General features: G+C 59.1%; 24 protein-coding genes, 1 tRNA gene and 1 pseudogene. 16 read left to right on the top strand and 10 right to left on the bottom strand.

What is annotated here, in order from left to right; translation table 11 throughout:
• Positions 1-208: 208 nt before the first annotated feature.
• Both pvdQ and AACY30_RS15370 read left to right on the top strand, forming a co-directional pair.
• A complete protein-coding gene (pvdQ, locus tag AACY30_RS15375; protein ID WP_339540619.1) occupies positions 209-2,515 on the top strand; it encodes a bifunctional acylase PvdQ in 2,307 nt (768 codons plus the stop codon).
• 191 nt (positions 2,516-2,706) lie between these two features.
• Positions 2,707-2,780: transfer RNA gene (locus tag AACY30_RS15370), tRNA-Cys, on the top strand.
• A 144-nt stretch (positions 2,781-2,924) separates the two neighbouring features.
• On the opposite strand, the gene AACY30_RS15365 is transcribed toward AACY30_RS15370, so the two are convergent.
• From AACY30_RS15365 to AACY30_RS15320, 10 genes and pseudogenes are all read right to left on the bottom strand, one after another.
• Positions 2,925-3,413 carry a hypothetical protein gene (locus AACY30_RS15365; protein ID WP_339540618.1) on the bottom strand — a complete coding sequence of 163 codons (489 nt, stop codon included), beginning with the start codon at positions 3,411-3,413 and terminating at the stop codon, positions 2,925-2,927.
• A gap of 94 nt (positions 3,414-3,507) precedes the next feature.
• Positions 3,508-4,572, bottom strand: a complete 1,065-nt coding sequence (locus tag AACY30_RS15360) for a tyrosine-type recombinase/integrase (RefSeq protein WP_339540617.1) — start codon at positions 4,570-4,572, stop codon at positions 3,508-3,510.
• 3 nt (positions 4,573-4,575) lie between these two features.
• Entirely contained in the window at positions 4,576-4,812 is a 237-nt protein-coding gene (locus tag AACY30_RS15355) for a DUF4224 domain-containing protein (protein ID WP_339540716.1), read from the bottom strand.
• Between the two features lie 28 nt (positions 4,813-4,840).
• Positions 4,841-5,032 (bottom strand): annotated as a pseudogene (locus AACY30_RS15350) (hypothetical protein); the annotation flags it as partial.
• Positions 5,033-5,092: 60 nt separating this feature from the next.
• The gene (locus AACY30_RS15345) at positions 5,093-5,335 is read right to left on the bottom strand and encodes a pyocin activator PrtN family protein (RefSeq protein ID WP_032888577.1); all 243 of its coding nucleotides are present in this window, start codon (positions 5,333-5,335) and stop codon (positions 5,093-5,095) included.
• Complete coding sequence (locus AACY30_RS15340; RefSeq protein ID WP_339540616.1) at positions 5,332-5,709, bottom strand: hypothetical protein; 378 nt, start codon at positions 5,707-5,709, stop codon at positions 5,332-5,334. Before AACY30_RS15340 ends, AACY30_RS15345 begins: the two co-directional genes overlap by 4 nt.
• Positions 5,706-5,981 (bottom strand): hypothetical protein, encoded by a 276-nt coding sequence (locus AACY30_RS15335; RefSeq protein WP_339540615.1) that lies wholly within the window; start codon positions 5,979-5,981, stop codon positions 5,706-5,708. The genes AACY30_RS15340 and AACY30_RS15335 overlap by 4 nt, the downstream gene beginning before the upstream one ends.
• 10 nt (positions 5,982-5,991) lie before the next feature.
• The gene (locus tag AACY30_RS15330) at positions 5,992-6,573 is read right to left on the bottom strand and encodes a deoxynucleotide monophosphate kinase family protein (protein WP_339540614.1); all 582 of its coding nucleotides are present in this window, start codon (positions 6,571-6,573) and stop codon (positions 5,992-5,994) included.
• The gene (locus tag AACY30_RS15325) at positions 6,570-6,764 is read right to left on the bottom strand and encodes a hypothetical protein (protein WP_339540613.1); all 195 of its coding nucleotides are present in this window, start codon (positions 6,762-6,764) and stop codon (positions 6,570-6,572) included. The genes AACY30_RS15330 and AACY30_RS15325 overlap by 4 nt, the downstream gene beginning before the upstream one ends.
• A gap of 137 nt (positions 6,765-6,901) precedes the next feature.
• Positions 6,902-7,546, bottom strand: a complete 645-nt coding sequence (locus AACY30_RS15320) for a helix-turn-helix domain-containing protein (protein ID WP_339540612.1) — start codon at positions 7,544-7,546, stop codon at positions 6,902-6,904.
• 3 nt (positions 7,547-7,549) lie between these two features.
• Between AACY30_RS15320 and AACY30_RS15315 the strand changes: the two genes are divergently transcribed.
• From AACY30_RS15315 to AACY30_RS15250, 14 genes are all read left to right on the top strand, one after another.
• The gene (locus AACY30_RS15315; protein WP_339540611.1) at positions 7,550-7,882 is read left to right on the top strand and encodes a hypothetical protein; all 333 of its coding nucleotides are present in this window, start codon (positions 7,550-7,552) and stop codon (positions 7,880-7,882) included.
• Positions 7,883-8,021: 139 nt separating this feature from the next.
• Positions 8,022-8,510, top strand: a complete 489-nt coding sequence (locus AACY30_RS15310; RefSeq protein ID WP_339540610.1) for a phage regulatory CII family protein — start codon at positions 8,022-8,024, stop codon at positions 8,508-8,510.
• Entirely contained in the window at positions 8,503-8,706 is a 204-nt protein-coding gene (locus AACY30_RS15305) for a TraR/DksA C4-type zinc finger protein (protein ID WP_267864171.1), read from the top strand. The genes AACY30_RS15310 and AACY30_RS15305 overlap by 8 nt, the downstream gene beginning before the upstream one ends.
• Positions 8,703-9,458 (top strand): hypothetical protein, encoded by a 756-nt coding sequence (locus tag AACY30_RS15300; RefSeq protein WP_339540609.1) that lies wholly within the window; start codon positions 8,703-8,705, stop codon positions 9,456-9,458. Before AACY30_RS15305 ends, AACY30_RS15300 begins: the two co-directional genes overlap by 4 nt.
• The gene (locus tag AACY30_RS15295) at positions 9,451-12,138 is read left to right on the top strand and encodes a bifunctional DNA primase/polymerase (protein ID WP_339540608.1); all 2,688 of its coding nucleotides are present in this window, start codon (positions 9,451-9,453) and stop codon (positions 12,136-12,138) included. Before AACY30_RS15300 ends, AACY30_RS15295 begins: the two co-directional genes overlap by 8 nt.
• Positions 12,139-12,466: 328 nt before the next feature.
• The gene (locus AACY30_RS15290; protein WP_339540607.1) at positions 12,467-12,955 is read left to right on the top strand and encodes a hypothetical protein; all 489 of its coding nucleotides are present in this window, start codon (positions 12,467-12,469) and stop codon (positions 12,953-12,955) included.
• A gap of 260 nt (positions 12,956-13,215) precedes the next feature.
• The gene (locus AACY30_RS15285) at positions 13,216-13,581 is read left to right on the top strand and encodes a putative holin (RefSeq protein WP_056783444.1); all 366 of its coding nucleotides are present in this window, start codon (positions 13,216-13,218) and stop codon (positions 13,579-13,581) included.
• A complete protein-coding gene (locus tag AACY30_RS15280) occupies positions 13,574-13,864 on the top strand; it encodes a phage holin family protein (RefSeq protein WP_339540606.1) in 291 nt (96 codons plus the stop codon). Before AACY30_RS15285 ends, AACY30_RS15280 begins: the two co-directional genes overlap by 8 nt.
• Before the next feature lie 212 nt (positions 13,865-14,076).
• A complete protein-coding gene (locus tag AACY30_RS15275) occupies positions 14,077-14,679 on the top strand; it encodes a hypothetical protein (RefSeq protein WP_034106739.1) in 603 nt (200 codons plus the stop codon).
• Between the two features lie 3 nt (positions 14,680-14,682).
• Positions 14,683-16,713 (top strand): phage terminase large subunit family protein, encoded by a 2,031-nt coding sequence (locus AACY30_RS15270; protein WP_339540605.1) that lies wholly within the window; start codon positions 14,683-14,685, stop codon positions 16,711-16,713.
• Position 16,714: 1 nt separating this feature from the next.
• A complete protein-coding gene (locus tag AACY30_RS15265) occupies positions 16,715-16,921 on the top strand; it encodes a phage head-tail joining protein (protein WP_032889620.1) in 207 nt (68 codons plus the stop codon).
• Positions 16,921-18,402 (top strand): phage portal protein, encoded by a 1,482-nt coding sequence (locus AACY30_RS15260; RefSeq protein ID WP_339540604.1) that lies wholly within the window; start codon positions 16,921-16,923, stop codon positions 18,400-18,402. Before AACY30_RS15265 ends, AACY30_RS15260 begins: the two co-directional genes overlap by 1 nt.
• Positions 18,399-19,529: a head maturation protease, ClpP-related gene (locus tag AACY30_RS15255; RefSeq protein WP_339540603.1), complete on the top strand. Its 1,131-nt coding sequence runs from the start codon at positions 18,399-18,401 to the stop codon at positions 19,527-19,529. Before AACY30_RS15260 ends, AACY30_RS15255 begins: the two co-directional genes overlap by 4 nt.
• The gene (locus AACY30_RS15250) at positions 19,526-19,864 is read left to right on the top strand and encodes a head decoration protein (RefSeq protein ID WP_330213583.1); all 339 of its coding nucleotides are present in this window, start codon (positions 19,526-19,528) and stop codon (positions 19,862-19,864) included. Before AACY30_RS15255 ends, AACY30_RS15250 begins: the two co-directional genes overlap by 4 nt.
• Positions 19,865-19,894 lie beyond the last annotated feature (30 nt).

Here is a 19,894-nt window from a genome sequence, read left to right as displayed (position 1 = left end):
AAAAAAATGAGCGCTCTTGGTTAATAAGACGAACGAGCGAGCGAAATCATGAAGTGCCGGATGTAGAAAATTCGTCGGTATCGGTTTTGTTACGTTCGCGCCGTCTTCAATAAACCTCGCCCCTTGCTAAATTATTCCCGATGATTTGCGTTCTTACGGTGGGGTTATTGCCCCGTGTGAGGCGGTTAAATCTGACTGTGGAGTCTGCGTGATTATTTCCAATGGGTTGTCCAGGGTATGTGTGGCCGGGGTGTTGCTGGGATTGAGCCTGGCTGCTTTGGCGCGGGAGCAGGTGACGCAAGCGTCGGCGGATATCCGGCGTACCAGCTACGGCGTGCCGCACATCCGCGCCAATGACGAGCGTGGCCTGGGCTTCGGCATTGGCTACGCCTACGCCCAGGACAACCTGTGCTTGCTGGCAAATGAAGTGGTCACGGTGAATGGCCAGCGCGCCAGCTTCTTTGGCCCGGAGCAGACGACCCTGGGAGAGCGCACCAACCTGGCCAGCGATGTGTTCTTTACCTGGCTGAATACGCCTGACGCCGTCGCCGCGTTCTGGAAAGCGCAGAGCCCACAGATCCAGCAGCGTATTGAAGGTTATGTGGCCGGCTACAACCGCTACCTGAAAGAGCAGGGCGCGCCGGCACAGTGCCAGGCGGCGTGGGTACGGCCACTGGTGGCTGAAGACCTGGTCAAACTGACTCGTAGGCTGCTGGTGGAAGGTGGTGTAGGCCAATTCGCCGAAGCGCTGGTCGGCGCGACACCTCCACAAGCGACGGCCAGTGCGCCTACCAGCGCCAAGGCGTTTGAACTGGCCGCCGCCAACCAACAGCGCTTCGCCTTCGATCGCGGCAGTAACGCGGTGGCGGTGGGGCGGGATCTGTCATTCAATGGGCGCGGTATGCTGCTGGCCAATCCGCACTTCCCGTGGGTGGGTGGCATGCGGTTTTATGAGATGCACCTGACCATCCCCGGCCAGTTGGATGTGATGGGGGCCGCGCTGCCGGGCTTACCGGTGATCAATATCGGCTTCAATCAGCATGTGGCGTGGACCCATACGGTGGATACGTCCAAGCACTTCACCCTGTACCGCCTGACCCTGGACCCCAAGGATTCCACGCGCTACATGCTCGATGGCAAATCTGTTGCCCTGGATAAAACCACGGTGAAGGTGCGGGTCAAACAAGCCGATGGCAGCCTCAAGAACCAGTCGCACACGGTCTATAGCTCGCAGTTCGGCCCGGTAGTGCAGTGGCCGGGCAAGCTCGATTGGGATAGGCAGCACGCCTTCAGCCTACGCGATGCCAACCTGGGCAACGACCGCGTGCTGCAACAGTGGTATGCGATGAACCGCGCCAGCAGCCTCAATGAACTGAAAACCTCAGTGCGCACCCTGCAAGGCATCCCGTGGGTCAACACGGTGGCGGCCGATGACCAGGGCCAGAGCCTGTACATGAACCAGTCAGTGGTGCCCAACGTCAGCGCGGCCAAACTGTCGCAATGCAGCGACCCTCGCGCCGGCCTGCAACTGATCATGCTCGACGGCGCCCGCAGCGCCTGCGACTGGGACATCGACCCACGCGCGGCCCAGGCCGGCATCTTCCCGGCCGACCAGCTGCCGCAACTGGAACGCAGCGACTACGTGCAGCATTCCAACGACTCGGCGTGGCTGGTCAACCCCAAGGCGCCACTCACCGGGTTCTCCCCGGTGATCAGCCAGGACCACATCGGCCTCGGCCCCCGCGCGCGCTTCGCGCTACAACGCCTGCAGTCCCTGAATAAACCGATCAGCGTCACCGATCTGCAAAACATGGTGATGGACAACGAGGTGTACCTGGCGGGCCAAGTCATGCCCGACCTGCTCGCGTTCTGCGCCAAACACCTCGGCGCCGACACCACCGCGCTGCAACCGCTGTGCACCAGCCTGAAAAACTGGAACCAGCGCGCCAACCTCGACAGCGGCGTGGGCCTTGTGCACTTCATCAACCTGGTGCAACAGCTGCAGCAAATCCCCGACGCCTGGCGCGTCGCCTTCGACCCGGCCCAGCCTCTCATCACCCCACGTGGTCTGGCCATCGACCGCGCACCCGTCGCCAAAGCCCTGCGAGAAGCGATGCTGACGTCCACCGCCGATGTCGCCAAACTCGGCCTGAGCACCAACAGCACATGGGGCGACATCCAAGTCTCCGGCCAAACCCCGGTCCATGGCGGCCCGCAAGAATTGGGGGTCTACAATGCCATGCAAACCGTACCCCGCGCCGATGGCAAACGCGAAGTCGTCAGCGGCACCAGCTACCTGCAAATCGTCACCTTTGACGATCAGGGGCCGCATGCCAGGGGCGTACTTGCGTTCTCCGAGTCCAGCAACCCAGCCTCCAAATACAGCAAGGACCAGACCCTAGCGTTCTCCCAGAAAAAACTCAGCCCGCTGCCCTTCACCGAAGCCCAAATCAAGGCCGACCCGCAGTACCAACAGCTGCACATCAAGGAGCAGGGCAGGCACGCAACTCCTTGATGGCAATACGAAATATTTTTGAAATCAAGGGGTTGCACGCACTGGCAAATACGTACATAATGGCGCCCATCGAACGCAATGAGGCATTAAAAACCTCAATGTATTCAATGAGTTAGAGTAGAGGCAGGGTTTTTCAGCCCGCTCAATTTTTTATGCGGTGAGTGTTAGTCGTTGAGACACTGATCGTTTGAGGCCGAGTAGCAAAATGGTTATGCAGCGGATTGCAAATCCGCCTACGCCGGTTCGATTCCGACCTCGGCCTCCACTCTTAAAGCCCCGTAGATCAATGGTCTACGGGGTTTTTTATTGCATTCGATTTGTGATCGTTTCCGCAACTTTCTAGATCGTTTCCGCAACCCATGCCTGATTTAGTGGCTTTAGAGGAGGGTGGTCCCGGGTAGCGAGCGTATTAGGAGAGCAGGGTTTTGACGTCATCCAGCAGTATTGGTGTGGCTATGTCGCCGGATTCCAACTGATGCGGATTGTAGGGATCTTCATACGAATTTCGGTAGGCAATCCAGCAAAGGTCTTCCTGGTGACCGGCTACCAAATTCTGGACAATTGACTCAGGGATCGACGGGGTTTTTAGCAGGATGTCGAACTCAGCATCTTCACCATGCGCCTTTAGCCAGTAACCGTCGGCCACCTTTCCTTTGAACTCAATTGATTGTGGCTGTTTGGGTGTGAGGTGTTTCAATATCTCTTCGGCGCTTACGTTTCCGAGATAGTAATCAACTTGGATTGCCGCAGCTTCTGGAGTTGATCTCATATGGTTTTGCCAGGCAGTGACCATTTCATCCCTGGTACTGCCGGAGTCCCGCATCGTGTGGACCCACTGAGCCTCTGAGGAGTTGAGGCCGAACTGCCCGCGCAACTTAATCGGTCTTCTATGGATCATTTTTGCAGCTCCTTTTTTTGAAGTAACCATTCTTAGCACAAATACCGCGCGGGCTCGGCACGTGCATGGGTTATTTCAACTCCCTTGAAACAGATTACTTCGTTGGCTTGACGATCTCTCCGACGCGCCGATATACCTTCTTGGTCATCTCCTCGGTTGAGTGTCCAAGCAAGCGGCTGGCGTGCGAGAGTTCGATCTCGCTGGCTGCTTTCGGGCGGATATCCTTGAATTGGAACTCACGGATCAGCACTGCCAGCGATGAATCGCCATCGGCGCCGGCCTTAATGGCGGCTTTCTCGCGGGCTTCGTCCCACCGGTTGCGCAACATCTGCTGACTCATGCGAAGGCCGGAGGTGTTTGTGATGAGCGTTGATGTCTTGATGCCGGCCAAGGAGCGGCGTTCCTGCAGGTCATTGATAAAGGCACTGAGCGCCGATTGCACTCCAGCATCTTCAAGTCGAAGGCGTAATTTCTTTTCTGTTTTCCCTTGTTTAACCATCAAGAAGTCGGCGTTGAGGTCGGTAGTGGCTACCTTGAGCACGTCGGCCGGACGCTGCCCCGTCAGATAGGCCAGGTCCATGGCATCCTTGAGTTCCTGCACCGCTTCGGTGTAAACCGCATTCCAAACGATTTCGCCGGCGTAATAGTCCCGAGGCTTTTCTTTGTTGCGCCGAACCCCGAAGCAAGGGTTGGCATTGCTGGTCAGGCCCCACTCACGGGCGATCGTGAACATGTGCGATAGCAGCGCGATTTCACGGTTGGCCCTGACTTTTGCAGTCCGTGCGTCCCGGTACTGCGCCACTACCTGGGGTGTGATCGAGTCAATGGGCGCTTTTTCAAACGCTTTCCTGAGCTGTTTGAGTTCCTTCATGTTGTCGGACTGGGTACGCAAGCCTTTAGTTGGGATGATCTCTTTCACGTACCTGTCAAAAAGAGAGCCCAGCAAGTGGTTGGGCTTCGGTGGTGCTCGTCGCTCCAGCCTGGCCCATTCCACTTTAGCCTGGTCGAGGTCGCCTCCCAGGGGAATCTCTTTACGTTTGCCGTTGGCGTCCCTGCCATTGTAGTAATACCCCGTCCAGATCTTGCCGCTCTTGAGTGTGGCATTGCGGCGGATCATGCGAGGTGGCAGGTCCAGGTTGGCTGCATTCTTCCTGCGCATTGGTCAGCTCACATTCGCCAGGTCGAGCGTCCAGGTTTCGGCCGTTGGGTTCACAGCAGAAGGCGTGACGCCAGCCAGTTTCATTCGGGCATACACCCGTCCCACGATCGGGCGACGTGCGCCGGTCAGAACATGCTCCCAGTGGTTATCGATCAACCACTGGATCTGCTTGGACGGGATCTGATAGCCGGTGATGGTGGCCAGTTCTTCGTCGGCCAGGGTTTCGCTTTGGAATTCCATCATCGTGCCTCTACCGTCTGAATGGCGGCGCGAGCTTGTGGTTGACGGTCACCTGGTGGCTGTCGGCGATCTGCTTCATGGTGAAGGTGAGCGTGACGGTGCCGACCTTCTTGTTGTCGACGACGCCGGCGGCGACTTCAGAGAGGGCGTGCCCGATTTGGCTGGCGAAGACGCCGGCGTTGAGTTCGGCGATAAACTCGGCGGTGTTGGTAGCTTTCATGTGCTGTGTCTCATTGATGAGTTGCTGTTTGCCCCTGGTCGGCAGGGGCTACCGTGTGAATCAGGCCGCTTGCTTCGTCGCTTGGGCGTCGAGGTAGTCGGCCAGGTCGTGGAGGTAAACGACGGGCTTGGCACGGGCCGAGCAGTGCAGCCGCTTGACCACCAACGCGATACGACCTGCCTTGATTTCGCTCAGCAGGTAGCGGTCGGTGCGAATGTGCGTGAAGTACTGTTCACGCACTGCGGTCAAGGTTGGGCACGGCGTGGCGAACTGGCGCCGGAGTTGTTCCAGGGTGGTGGTCACGCGGATTTCTCCCCATACCCCTCCTTTCGGGGCACCAGCTTGAGGCGGATCAGTTCGGCAAGACCTTCTTTGCTCTTGCCCTTGGCCGCTGCCAGGACGTTGCCCTCGGCGTCTGCGACGACGGCGCCGTATGGGTATTCCGGGCACTTGACCGGCGTCACATACGCGACCTGGCCATCCGAGATCACAGCGTCCACGCAGCGAAACACTTCGGCCAGCTCAACCGACACGCAGGGCAATGACTCCAGCAGCGCGACAGCTTCGGCTGAGGCGCCAATAAGCGTGGCGCGGCTGATCACCGTTGGATGGTTGAGGTACATCGGCACCAGTTTCAGGGCGCCTACAGCGGAGTTGATAGCGTTCGGCGTCTTCATGCTGCTGCGTCCTTCTTGGTGATGGTGATATCCAGTTTCTTGGCGATCCACTCAACACCCGCTTCCTTGACCAGCACCACGGAGTAGTGGGTGTAGTTGCGGAGTGTTGGATTCCAGCGGCTGCGTGGGTCGGAGAACAGGTAGCCGCGCTCGCGGTGTGCGATGGCTAGATCGCCTGACGAATTCAGCACGCCGAGTTCCCGCAACCTGGTGCGGAAGGCGCGGGGCTTGAGCCCGAGCAAAGCTGCGGTTTGATCCAGGGTACGGTTCATGGCTGCGGCCTCAGGCAGTGAGATGTTCGGAGTGTTGCTGGGTGCGGCGAACCATCAGGAACACCTCATCCAGCGAGCGCAGGAACTCCTCGACCGTGCCGTAGTTAGTCAGCGTCAGATCATCCTTATGAGCAGCCACCCCGGCCTCGCTGACGTGAGGGTTCACGGCTGGTGCATCGGCCCGAAAAATATGAATGACCGTGCCGCCGCGGCGACGAATGAGGTCCGCTTCGTTTTCAAAGCGCACGTCGCTGATGACGAAGCCCAGCACCGCGCCCAGCGCCTTCGTCATGTAATCGAGGTTTTGTTCAGCGAGCTTTACCCATACATCTGGGTGCACGGTGTTGCGTGCCCACTCAGTGCCCATCGACTGCATCAGCTGACGTGGCGAGCGGTCGAGCCAAGCCAGTGGCTGCTCCTTGCGATCGCCTTCGAAGTCGGTAGGGTCGAGGTTGAAGATCGCCATCAAGCCATCGCGGAGCGGATCAGCGAATGCGTAGTGCTCCAGAAGGTAAGTGCCAACCAGGTGTTCGGCGGCTGTCGACTTGCCGGAGCGGGCACGGCCAGTGAGGCCAATCAAAATAGGCCTCATGCTGCGTCGCCTCCCCATGGGCCCAGGTCATCGCTGGCGGTGGCGGCCGGAGCAATCGTGGCGCGACCCAGGTTGACGATGAACAGAAGGCCGGTGCTGCGCTGGATGCGTTCTACGGCGGCGGGGCTGGTTGCCGCCGCCGGGTGAAGGTAGACCGGGCAGCGGGTGTTGCTGTGCTGTGTTGTTCGCATGGTTCGTACTCTTTGGTGAGAGGTAACGAAGCAAACGATACAAATACGTATTGGTTCAGTCAATACGTATTTGAATTGATTTTTGGTCTGGGCATAAAAAAGGCACGCATCAAGCGTACCTTCGTGCTGATAGCTACTTAAAAAATTTCGAGCTTGGAGAACACAACGCCGCAGATCGTGGCGTCTTGGCCCAGCTCAATAATTGGCTCCGGCCACGCAGGATTCAATGGTTTTAAAAAGCGTCTGCTTCCCTCCATCACCAGCTGCTTGAAGGTCGCTTCCTGGCTGTCGACTAGTTTTGCGATAACAAGCGATCCATTTTCAGCCTCTTTCGCCGGGTCAACGAAAATTATATCGCCGTCGCGGAAAGAGCGGCGCTCGTGTTGGTTGAACATCGATAGCCCCCTCACACGCAAAGCGTAGCTTTGGTTACTGTGAGAGGCGGCACAGGGAAGCCAAAGCTCAGCATCATCCAGCGTTTTAACGTCCGTAATTTCGCACCATGCCCCAGCTTGAACCCACGATATCAACGGGACATATCCTTTGATGGTTGGGCCCGGCTCAACATTATGCTCCGCGGCTGCGGCGCCATTAATTTGTTTGGCCCCCTGGTCTGATTGATCGCCCCCCTTCCACAGCCAGTTGCTGCTGACCTTGAGAGCCTTTGCAATCTTTTCGACGTTTTGGTGGCGTGGACTGGCAACGGCGTTGGTCACAATCCTATGTATCGTCGGTTGGGGAACGCCTGAGCGCCGGCCAAGTTCGCCTTCGGACAAATTCATATCATGCATACGCTGAGCAATGCGATCGCCAATCACTTTTTTTCTGCCTTGATTCAGAAACGTATCATCAAGTGTATTGAATCAATCAATACGTTTGTGTATTGTGGCGATCAATGCGAAAGCGCATCGGTGATTGATATGACTATTCAGCAAATGCTCGCGGAATTACTGAGCACTGGTTTATCCCAGCGCGTCATTGCAGAGCGTGTGGGTACGACACAGCCAACGATTAATCGGGCAGCCAAGGGTGCGGATGTTCGGTATGTAACGGGAAAAGCCATCGAGAGCCTTTATTCCCAAGAAAAAGAAGCAGCTGGCTTGAAATCGGCAGCTTGAAAGGGTGCCGGACTGGGGCCTCTCACCAAAGATCCCCCAGCCCGGCTACGACGACACACAGCACATGCACATCGGTCGTGGTCGTAGGATAGGGCGTGCCCGTTTCTATGGCTAGACCGTAAAAGAGGTATTTACGGTTATGAGTCGAACAGAACAGTCACCGGCCAACGCGCCGGTTCTTCCACTTCGCAAAGCAATCTATCGCGCGGCGCACGATTATCATGGCGGTGTCACCGCTTTGGCGCTTGATATGGTGATGGATTACGACAGTCTGCAAAAAAAGGTCAAGCACGACTTTGAGCCTCGCTGGCTTGATCCTGATGAGCTGGAAGAAGTAATACGCCTGACAGCCAACCCCTTGTTGCTGGACGCCCTGATGCGTCCAGCTGGGATGGTCTGGTACAAGCCGGAAGCGGCAGCACCGACAAAGGAAGCCTTGCTTGCTGTCAGCAAGGTGCTGCACCAGACGGGGCTGTTTGTTTCCAGCATGCACGAAGGTGCGGCCGACAACCTCTGGGAGCTGCACGAAGTTGAATGCTTGGAGAAGCATGGCGCCGATGTGATCCGCGCGGTTCTTGGCATTATGGCTGGGGCCAGAGAAGCGATGGAGGCCCGCCAAGATGTCTGATGATATCGATATCGCCAACGATGCGGCCGAACACTTTCGACAGCTCGCTTTGGCACGCCGTCCTCGGCCGACATGCTCCGTCAGTGCGCAATTTTGTGAGGATTGCGACGAGCCTATCCCGTTACTTCGTCAGCAGACGATTCAGGGTTGTGCTACCTGCGTCAGTTGTCAGGGGTTGCGGGAGGCTCGGCGATGAGCGAGATCAGTCAAGTACATGATTGGATTGAATGGTTAAAGGGCAATAGCCCCCCTATTTGGGCGGCGTGGGCTCAAGTAAATCTCTTAGATGCACCGATCTTTTATGTCGGTAAATTTCATGAGCTGCCACCTCTAAGCGCTCAGGCGCTTGGCATATTACGCCCGCCTTTTCAGCGGTGCGTCGTGGAATACGGAACCTTGGATAGTGATCCGTGCAGCAGGGTTCTGCTCTATTGCGAAGAGCTTCAGGGCGAGGAAGGCTATCTATGTCAGCCGGCTCAAAAAAAGCGCTCTGGTGGATGGGTCACAGGGCATCCGATATTAGGCAGGCGCGCCCAAGATGGAACTGTGGAGTTCCAGTGCGATGCGGATGTGTCCGATCGAGGGGTTGAAGACTTGCAAGCGGCTTGGTATTTCGCAGCCCATACATTCAACGTCATGCGCTGCGTGAACGTAGTCGCTGTTGATCACCCTGCGCCTGAGAGGCTCAACAAGAAGCGCAGGGCTGGAGGGCGGCAGCCTTTGTTGTCGTTCAAGACATTGCGTATCAAAGTTCCAAATCGTTCTGTAGGTGGACCGGATCTTGGCGGCTCTCATTCCTCTCCGAGGCTGCATCTTCGTCGCGGCCATATCCGACAGTTGTCCCGACAAAGACAGGTATGGGTGCAGTCATGTGTCGTCGGCTCGGCGCATGGTTTAGTTGTTAAAGATTACGCCTTGGTTTCCGGAAAAGGGGGGCCAAATGTCTGACTTATCAAAAGCACCGATGGCTGAATGGGCCCGGCGTTACTCTGAACGGTTAGGTTTAGCTCTTGTCGCTATCGAACCGGGTGAGAAAGCACCCAAGGGCTTGGGTTGGAACAAGCCAGGCGGATACATTACCGACCCCGACGTTGCCGAGGCATTCTGGGAACGCAACCCCAACCACAACCTGGGCGTAGTGCTCGGGCCGAGTCGTGTCTGCTCGTTGGATGTGGACGATGTGCAGTGGACCCGGTTTGTGTTGTTCGACCAGATGGGTCTCGATCTGGATGCCATGGCGGTGGTTTATCCAACCATCGTGGGCAACCCGCTGCGGTTTCGCGTGCTATTCAAAATGCCGGATGACGTCGAGCTGACACGCCACTCGCTTTCCTGGCCCAATGAGAAAGACCCCGATGGGGCGATTCACAAGGGGCTGCTGGCCCGGGCGAAGGTTGCGAAAGAGCGTGGGAATGCTGCTGATGAGGCAGCCGCGAAAGCCGAAGCCGAGGATTACAAGCGCTTCACGGTGTTTGAACTACGGGCGGGCCTGGTGCAGGACGTATTCCCGCCATCTATTCACCCAGGCACTGGGAAGCCTTACACCTGGCGCACACCGCCGAATGCAGCTGATGGTATGCCGGTACTCACCCACGAGCTGTTGAACATTTGGCAGAATTGGGACGTATTCAAGCGCAACGCCGAGGCCGCGTGCCCTTGGGCGCCGAAACCGAAGAAGCCCGTCGCGAAACCTATCAAGCGTGTTCCAACTGCTGACGGCAAACCCTCGGTGATCGATGAGTTCAACCGGTGCCACGATGTGGAAGAGCTGTTGCGTGCCCACGACTACATCAAGCGGGGTAACAAATGGCTATACCCACACAGCAGCACGGGGTTACCTGGTGTAACTGTCACCGACCGCAAGGTCTATTCGCACCACGGCGCGGATCCTCTGGCCAATGGTCACCAGAATGACGCGTTTGAAGTGTTTTGCCTGCTTGACCACGATGGCGACCAGTCGAAGGCAGTGAAGGATGCCGCTCGTATGTTGGGTATGCAGCACGCGTCGCGCCCAGCCTCACAGGATCTTCCCCCAGCCCCATCGGGGGATGCCAGCGAGCAGGACTCCCGCGTGCCGCCAAGTGAGGCCGCTCCAGCTGCTGACGGGGGGGCGGGGGAGGCGCTGACCTATGAACAAGTACTGCGGCGTTACGTGCTGGTCGAAGGCACCACGCATGTGTGGGATCTCGACAAAGCGCGGGTGATGAAGAAAACTGCGTTTGAGGCTCGCGTCGGTAAGCCATTGGCGAAACAGTGGGTAGACGACACCACCAAAAAGCTGATCTCGGATGACAAGGTCAAAGAGATCGAGCAAGCCCGCAAGATGGCTGGCAAGAAGGGTGGGGCTCTGAACCTGGAGCCGATTGAACGGTACGTGTACATCGACGGTACCAAGGACGTTTGGGACAGGGAAAAGAAACGGCGGGTTGCCGAAGGCGCGGTCAAGATGGCCCTCGGTGATATGTACGGTATGTGGTTGAACAGCCCGGAGCGGCGCGTGGTCGACGTGGAGAACATCGTGTTCGACCCGACGATGACCAAGGATCCCAACATTTACATCAACACGTTCGACGGGCTGCCGATGGAGCCGGCGCGCGATGATGCCGCATGCGAGAACCTGCGGTGGTTGATTTCATTCCTGTGCAACCACGACCGGTCGTCACGCGATTGGCTGGTGAAGTGGTTGGCTTACCCGTTGCAGCACCTGGGCGCGAAGATGGATACGGCGGTGCTGGCCCACTCGACCATGGAGGGCTCGGGCAAAAGCCTTTTGTTCGCCGATGCGTTCGGTTTGCTCTATGGGCAATACGCGGCCACGGTCGGGCAGACTCAGCTCGAAAGCAACTTTAACGCCTGGCAAAGCCGCAAGTTGTGGGCGGTGTTCGAAGAGGTCGTGAGCCGTGATCAGCGTTACAACCAGGTGGGCAAGATCAAGCACTTGGTGACCGGCAAGACGGTGCGCATGGAATCGAAGTTTATCAACGGTTGGGAGGAGGCCAACCACATGAATGCCGCGTTCCTCAGCAACGAGATCATGCCCTGGCCGATCGCACCCAGTGATCGGCGAATGTTGGTCCTGTGGCCGATGGAGACGCTACCGGTGGAGCGCCAGAAAGCGGTGGGCCGAGAGCTGGAGAATGGTGGTGTTGCAGCGTTGTACGCGTGGTTGTTGGCCGTTGACCTGGGCGACTTCGACCAGCGCACCAGACCGCCAAGCACTGATGCGCGTGAGCGGTTGGTGGCATTGAGCCGGGCCAGCTGGCAAACTTTCCTGTTCCTCTGGCAGTACGGCGAGCTTGGGCGTGATATGTGGGGCGCCTGTTTGTCCACCGACCTCTACGCGATGTTCCTGGAATGGTGCCACCGCAACAAAGAGCACGTGATGAGCCAGACGAAGTTCTCGCTGTTCATTGGCTCGGAGGTAGACAAGACCCGCGCTATCCCCTGGACCGACGGCAGCAACCGCAAGTTTGGAGCGTTCTTCTTTCCCCGAGATGAGCAGGCTTCCCAGCCCCCATCACTCAGCTCGGCCGACCTGGGCAAAGCGGTAGTTGCTTGGCGGGCTGCGGCGCGCCTGGCAGGGTGGAACGTCGACAACTGGGACCACATCAAGGCGGCTGCAGCATGAGTCCGGGAAAAAGTGTGTTGGGTGTGTCGGGTGTGTGTTGGGTTGGTTTTCGATACCTCACACAATTTCAGGCCTTCTATTTCGCGGCTTTCCGCCTTGTGTGTTGGGTGTGTTGGGTTTGGCGTCGCGCACGCGCATGGGCGACGTTATTTGAACCCACGACAGCAAGATTTTTTTCTTATGCGAGAACCGTTAAACCCAACACACCCAACACACTCAACACATTTGATTTAAAGCTATTGATTTTAAAGGGTTTTAGTTGTGTTGGGTTTGTGTTGGGTATGGCGTTTTTTGTGTTGGGTTCGGTTTTGGGTGGGGGAGCGGTGTGATGGTCGAAGAAATTGAAGAACTCATGCAGCATTGGGGTAACCAGTTCAACCAGGTTGGTGATGGCGGCGGATTGGGCAGCCCTATGGCGACGATCATGGAGTGGGGCGGTTCTGCCCCTCGCGGAACTCCAGGATCCCGCGATCTTATGATGGCCTCCGGTGGTGGGATGGACCACGCTGCAATGGAGGTTGCGGCGGCCCTCGCGGAGCTGGAGCGGCAGTCCGAAAAAGGGGCGTTGCTCGCAAAACTGGCGCGTAATCGCTATCTGCCTCGGCCTGCCTGGTCGGTACGCTCTCAGTTGCCATTGTTGGGCTTGGGTGATGATGCGGATCGGACGTATAGGAACTGGGTGCACGCTTTGCACCAGCAGGTACAGGTGATCTTGACCGTGCGTAGTGCGCCAGGTCGTGCACGGAATATGCGCGTGAAATCGCCGGCAACTGATTTGACGCGAGCATCAACAGTGGCCCGCATGAGGTCTTGCTAACTGCCGTTCGTCTGGAGGGATTGCCTCAAAGCTGCGTCAACGTGCGTCAAAGGTGCGTCGAGCGTATCAACCGAAAAACACCCCTTTTCGGTTTTTCCGGAGCAGGGTAAAAAGCCCCCACGATATGGAATTTGCGCCTTGGCGCTGACCTCGCACGTGCTGTGCACGCTTTATCCGGTTTCTCTAAACCGGTCACTTCACCCCGCTTCGGCGGGGTTTTCTTTTTCTGCCCGATGGGTTTCTGCAATGGAGTTATCAGCATGGGCGAGCCAGCAAGCACGGCTGCAACTGTTGTCGTAGCCGGCGGTGCCGGTGCTGCTGTAACGGGGCTGCTCACCGGTATTGATGGATTAGCAGTGATCGGCGCCCTTGCCGGTGCGCTGGTTTTCTTCACTACCACCGAGGAGCTACCAGTATGGAAGCGCGTCGTCTTCCTCCTGGTCTCGTTCGTGATGGGCTATCTGTTTGCCCCGGGTATGGCTGAGTTGGAATTGTGGGGCACTCGTCCGTTCAAGTACTCCGGGCCGGCCGCATTTGGCGCCTCGGTACTAGTTGTGACGGTTGCGCTTGCCATTATCAAACGTCGTGGTCTCGATGCTGAACAGCAGGGGAGGCAGGATGGATAATCAACTAATGCAGGAAGTGCTAACTCAAGCCACATTCTGGTTGTGCGTGGCGCTCTTCGTTCGTCTGTTTACTTTCCGCCGCCATGGCGCTCGCTTCCGGCGTGACATGAGTTGTCTTGCTTGGTTGGTGATGGTGTCGTCCGGCGCGGTAGTTGTTTACATCGGCAAGGGTCAGTTGATCATGCCTCGGAATTCCTGGCCGCTGGTTGTGTTGCTTGCGGTGTTCGTCGGGTCGGTTTGCCAGAGTTCGGGCAATCTATCCCGGGTCTGGAGAGTGGGTTGATGCCGGGGGCCAGAATGGTGTTCTCCAATCTGATCGCTTCGGCCGTGCATCAAAATGGTGCGCCGAAAAGTGCCGGGGACCCTGGCAGCATTTGAGGGGCACGGGGCATGAAACCCGCGGGAAAGCGTTAGCGGGTGGGCTGCCAGCTTACTGAAATTCAATCCATTGAAATTGAAAGGTTTCCATTGAAAAGCCGTTGAAAAGGAGGGCTTATGACGGATCCACTGTTTCTGTCTAAAAGCGCTTTCGCGGCTCGCATCGGCAGGACGCCGAGTTACATCACCTGGCTCAAAGGCAACAATCGCCTGGTCCTTTCGCCGGACGGCAAGATGGTCGACGTGCTGGCAACTGAAGCGCTGATCGTCGAAACCGCCGACCCCAGCAAGGCCGCCGTCGCTGCTCGACACCAGCAGGACCGGATCCAGCGTGATGTTTACAGCCAACTGTCCCCCCTGGTCGAGCCGACTAACACGGCTGCGCCGCAGCAGCCTATTGCTGTCGGCGCCAAGGGCCACGACTTCCAGAAGGCTCGCGCCATGCGCGAACACAACCTGGCGCAGCTGGCCGAGATCGAGCTGCACAAGGCGCAGGGTTCACTGGTAGCCAGGGATGCTGTCGAGATGGGGGCGTACAACGCGGGGCGCCATCTGCGCGACCAGCTGTTCGGCCTGTTGCCCCAGCTGTCCCACAAGGTTGCAGCCATGACCGATCCCTGGGACATCGAGAAACACCTGGCGGCGACACTTCGTAAATCACTGGAAGAGGCTGAGCGCATGTCCTCGTCCGATCTTGAACGAGCAATGACGACGAGCTGACCTATGACCACGGAAATTCCTGACGGGGACCGTGCGTACCGTGAGGCGTATTTCCGTGGACTGCGACCCGACCCAGACCTTTGGATCGACGAGTGGGCCGACGAATACATGCGCATTCCTCGCGATACCGGTGCCCCTGAGCCCGGCCAGTACCGCACGGATCGGACGCCGTACGCTCGCGAACCCATGCGCTGCCTGTCACCGGCTCACCCGTGCCGGCGTGTCATCACCATGGTGGCCTCGCAGCTGATGAAAACGCAGATCGCCTTGAACTGGATGGGCGGCCTGATTCACATGGCACCTTCCAACATCTTGGCGCTGTTGCCCAGTCTGAGCCTGTCCAAGCGGGTCTCCGGGCGGATCAGTAAGACGATCAAGGCCACCCCGGAACTGGCTAAACGTGTAGCGGCCAGTCGCTCACGGGATGCCCGCAACACCATGGACACAAAGGAGTTTGAGGGCGGTGCTCTGTACGTCACCACGGCGGGCTCTGCGGCCAACCTGTCGGAGCTGTCGGCGCGTTACATCTACGGCGACGAGGTTGACCGCTGGGAGAACGATGTCGGCCAGGAAGGCGACCCCATCGTGCTCGCTGAAACGCGGGCGACCAACTTCGGGCGCAACGCCAAAATCTACTTCTCCAGCTCGCCGACGATCAAGGGCGCCTCGCGGATCGCGGACCTATTCGAATCCAGCGACCAGCGTTACTACTACGTGCCATGCCCAACCTGCGGGCATATGCAGGTGCTGGAATGGGAGCGGTTGCACTACAGCAAGGACTACAGGACGGTTCACTACGAGTGCGCCGCGCCTGAATGTGACGTGCTGATCGAGGAGCATTACAAGACCGATATGCTTGCCCGTGGCGAGTGGCGTGCCCATGGCAGCGGCGATGGCAAGACGGTGGGTTTCCACCTTAATGCCCTCTACTCGCCGATTGGTTGGAAGGACTGGGCCTCGCTCGCCGAGGAGTTCGAAGACGCCAAGAAGGCCCAGGCCAAGGGCGACATGGGCCTGATGCAGGTGTTCTACAACACCCGGCTCGCTAAGGTCTGGGACAGCGCGCAAGAGCAGACCAAGGCTGAAGTGCTGATTGCTCGGGCACGACTGGAGACCTACACCCTTGGCAGTATGCCGGTGGGCGTGCTGATGCTGACCGGCGCAGTAGACGTCCAGGCCAACCGCCTGGAGCTGATGGTGATGGGCTTCGGTGTCGGTATGGAGCGCTGGGTGGTTGATCACCAGGTGATCTGGGGCGACCCGGCCGACGAGCGCACCTGGGCGGTGTTGGACGAAAAGCTCAAAGCCCGATACCGGCATCCCTGCGGTGTTGCCTTGGCGATCCTGGCGACGGGCGTCGACTCTGGTGGTCACCACACCGATGAGGTGTACCAGTTCTGCCGCGTGCGGCGCTGGCGCAACGTATTCGCGCTCAAGGGGGCGAGCAAGCCCGGTAAGCCGGTGATCGCTCAGCGGCCATCGATGGTTGACGTGACGTGGAAGGGGCAGACCGAGCGCGGCGGCGCCGAGCTGTGGTTTGTCGGTACCGACACCGCGAAGGACTGGATATACAACCGCTACGCCTTCGAGGACGGCCCCGGTTCGCTGCACTTCGCCAACGACCTGCCGGACGAGTTCTTCGCCCAGTGCGTGGCCGAGCGAAAGGTCGCCCGGTACGTCAAAGGCTACAAGCGTATCGAGTGGGTCAAGGGCAAGGCCGAGCGCAACGAAGCGCTGGACCTGATGGTGTACTGCCTGGCGATGGCGCATTACCTGGGCATCAACCGCTACCAGGAGCACGACTGGGAGCGGGTACACCAAGCGCTGGCTCAGTCCGGTTTGTTCGACGATGTGTTGGGCGTCAAGCCCCTGCAGGGCGAGCGCGTCGACGCTGACGGAACACCGGCACCGGCACCAGTTGCGGCGCGTCAGTCGCTACCCGCACCGCCACCTGCTGCACCTGTCGCCCAACCGCGACCCGCTGCACCCCCACAACGCCGCAGCTCCACCAGCGGTTACCTGAAGAGACGCTGATATGTCGTTTACCCCGAAGCACCTCGAAGCCATCGAGCGCGCCATTGCACGCGGTGAAAAGACCGTGCGCTACAGCGACCGCACGGTGGAGTACCGCTCCATCGACGAACTGCTCAAGGCTCGTGACGAGATCCGCACGTCGCTGAGTCAAGCCGCTGGGCCGCGCTCTCGCGTGATTCGGCTTACCCACGGAGGCAAGGGAATCTAATGGCCCGACATTATCCGACGCTGACCCGTAACGGATTCTTGCTGCCGTCGAACATCAAGGCCAGTTACGAAGGCGCCGGTGAGGGCCGCCGTTCGGCCAGTTGGGAAGCCTCCGACAGCGGCATCAACAGCATCAACACCCCGGCCCTGCGCAACCTACGTGCGCGTTCGCGGGCGGCGGTGCGCAATGACCCGTACGCGTTCAACGTCATCGACAAACGCGTCAGCAACCTGATAGGCACCGGCATCACGCCCAGGCCGACCACGGACGACGCCGAGCTGCGCAAGCTCAAGCAGCAGCTATGGGATGACTGGGTGGATGAGGCGGACGCCGATGAGCTGACCGACTTCTACGGCATGCAGGCTCTGGTGGCGCGCACCGTTGAAACGGCCGGTGAATGCTTTGTGCGATTGCGACCCCGCAGCCCGAGCGAAGGTTTGGCAGTGCCGCTGCAGCTGCAGGCGCTGGCCCCTGAATTTGTCCCTCACGATAAATTCGAGATGGCCAAAAACGGCAACGTGATCCGCGCCGGGATAGAGTTCAACCCGGCGGGCAAGCGTGTGGCGTATTACATGTACCTGTCGCATCCCCGCGACTCGTCGTCGTTGAACGCTGGCTACAACCAGTTGGTGCGCGTACCGGCAACTCAGGTGCTACACATCTTCGAACCAATGGAACCTGGGCAACTGCGTGGAGTGCCGCGCTTGGCGCCGGTATTGAAGCGCTTGCGCAGCCTGGACAACTACGATGACGCGGTGCTGTTCAGGCAGGAAGTAGCGAATCTGTTCGCCGGCTTCATCAAGCGACCGGCCCCGGACAGCGGGCAGCAACCCCGCGACCCTGTCACGGGCCAGTTGCTGACCACCGACCGCGACGGCTTCACGCCAATGGTCGCCTTGGAACCCGGCACTATGCAGGAGCTGGGGCCAGGTGAAGAGGTGGAGTTCTCCAAACCACCGGACGCCGGCAATAACTACCCGGACTTTATGCGGCAGCAGCTGATGGCTGCGGCTGCGGGTTCGGGCACTCCATACGAGATCCTCACCGGCGACATGCGCGAGGTCAACGACCGGGCGCTGCGGGTGGTGCTCAACGAGTTCCGGCGCCGATTGGAGCAGCTGCAATTCGGCGTGTATGTGCATCAGCTGTGTCGCCCGGTGCGCGCTGCGTGGATGGACATGGCGGTGTTGTCCGGCGCCCTGGTGCTGGAGGACTACGCGCAACGGCGCCGCGAATACCTGCGCACACGTTGGGTACCGCAAGGCTGGGCCTACATCCAGCCGGTGCAGGACGTACAGGCGCGGAGGATGGAAGTGCAGGCGGGCTTTGGTTCGCGCAGTGAAATGTGTCTGCGCAACGGCTACGACGCGGAAACCATCGACGCGGAAAACGCTGCCGACCTCGCCAGGTCCACGGACCTTGGCCTCAACTACACGACGCTTGATGCCATCGAGACGTTTGATGAAAAGGAACAACCATGAGCAAAAAATCCAAGCCCCGCGTTTATGACAAGGCGGGCAAGCAGGTCAAGGTCGCCGATAAGAGCTGGTACACCTTTCAGGCCAGCGGCGAAGCCGAGCAGCGCAGCATCGAAATTTTTGTGTACGGCGAGATCGGCGCCTGGGGCGTCACCGCCAATCAGTTTGTGCAGGATCTGCGCGCCATGGATGACGGCGTGTCGCCGGTGATTGCCGCGTTCAACAGCATCGGCGGCGAGTTGTTCGATGGCCTCGCGATTCACAACGCGTTGTCCCGGCTGGGCGAACGCTGTACGGGACGGATCGACGCCTTGGCGGCGAGCGCGGCCAGTGTCGCGGTGTGCGGCGCTCACCGGGTGGTGATCGCGGCCAACGCCATGTTGATGATCCACAACCCCTGGACATACGCGGCGGGCGATGCCGAGGACTTGCGCAAGGTCGCCGACGCGCTCGACCAGACCTTGGAAGCGATCATCGCGGCCTACAAAGCCAAGGCGCCGGACATCGACGAAGTCGAGCTGCGGCGCATGGTCAACGCGGAAACCTGGCTCACGGCCAACGAAGCGGTGGCATTGGGCTTGGCCGATGAAGTGGGCGACGGGCTGAAGGTCAAAGCCTGTCTCGGCCAGGGCGCTGTGCTGCAGCGTTTCCAGCACGCACCGGCTGAACTGCTCGCCCAGTTGGACGAAGAGCCCGAAGCCGAACCGCCGGAACCCGATCCAGCGCCCGTGTTGGACGCGGCCAAGCTGGCGCTGATGGTCACGCAGGGATGTGCAGCGGCGGGCATCAGCAACTTGGTGGAGCCATTGCTTGCCACCACCAAGCTGGAAAGCGAAGCCGTGGTCCAGGCCGCGCTGACCAATGCCAAAGCATTGCACGGCCTCTGTGTCGCGGCACGCCTACCAGAGCTGACCGGCGAGTTCATCACGGCCGGTTTGGACGAAGCCTCAGTCCGTGCGCGGCTGTTCGACAAGCTGGTGAGCAGCGGCGGCACCTTTGAAATCAACAACAGCCTGCCGCTGGACGATGACCCCGCACTCACGGTCAAGGCCAAACAGGTCGACACCCACTCAATCTGGGCCACCCGTCAGGCGGCACAAAACGGTAACTCGAAAGGAGTAAGAGCATGAAAACTGAATCGATGCACGCAGGCGAGTTCCTGCTGTCAGAGGGCGCTGGCAACATTTCCCGCGAAGCGATCAACGTCGCCGCTGGTGCCGCCTTGGAGCCTGGTCAGATTCTTGGCCTGGTCACCCTGACCAGCGAGTTCGCCCCCTATAAGCCGACCGCCGAAGACGGTACCGAAAACGCCATCGCGATCCTCTACGGGCCGCTGGGGGAATCGGATGTGCCGCGTCGCGGTCGCGCCATCGTGCGGTTGGCCGAGGTCAGTGAAGCGCATTTGACCGGCCTCGATCCCGCCGCCGAAAAGGCCCTGGCTACCCATTTCGTGATCGTCCGCTAAGACGGTCTACCTGTTTGTTCATCCCGCCGA

The sequence above is a fragment of the Pseudomonas sp. RA_5y_Pfl1_P24 genome (genome assembly GCF_963970945.1).
In the GTDB taxonomy this organism is placed as follows: domain Bacteria; phylum Pseudomonadota; class Gammaproteobacteria; order Pseudomonadales; family Pseudomonadaceae; genus Aquipseudomonas; species Aquipseudomonas tritici.
Note: the sequence above shows the minus strand (reverse complement) of the source record. Positions and strands in the feature narration are given on the sequence as shown.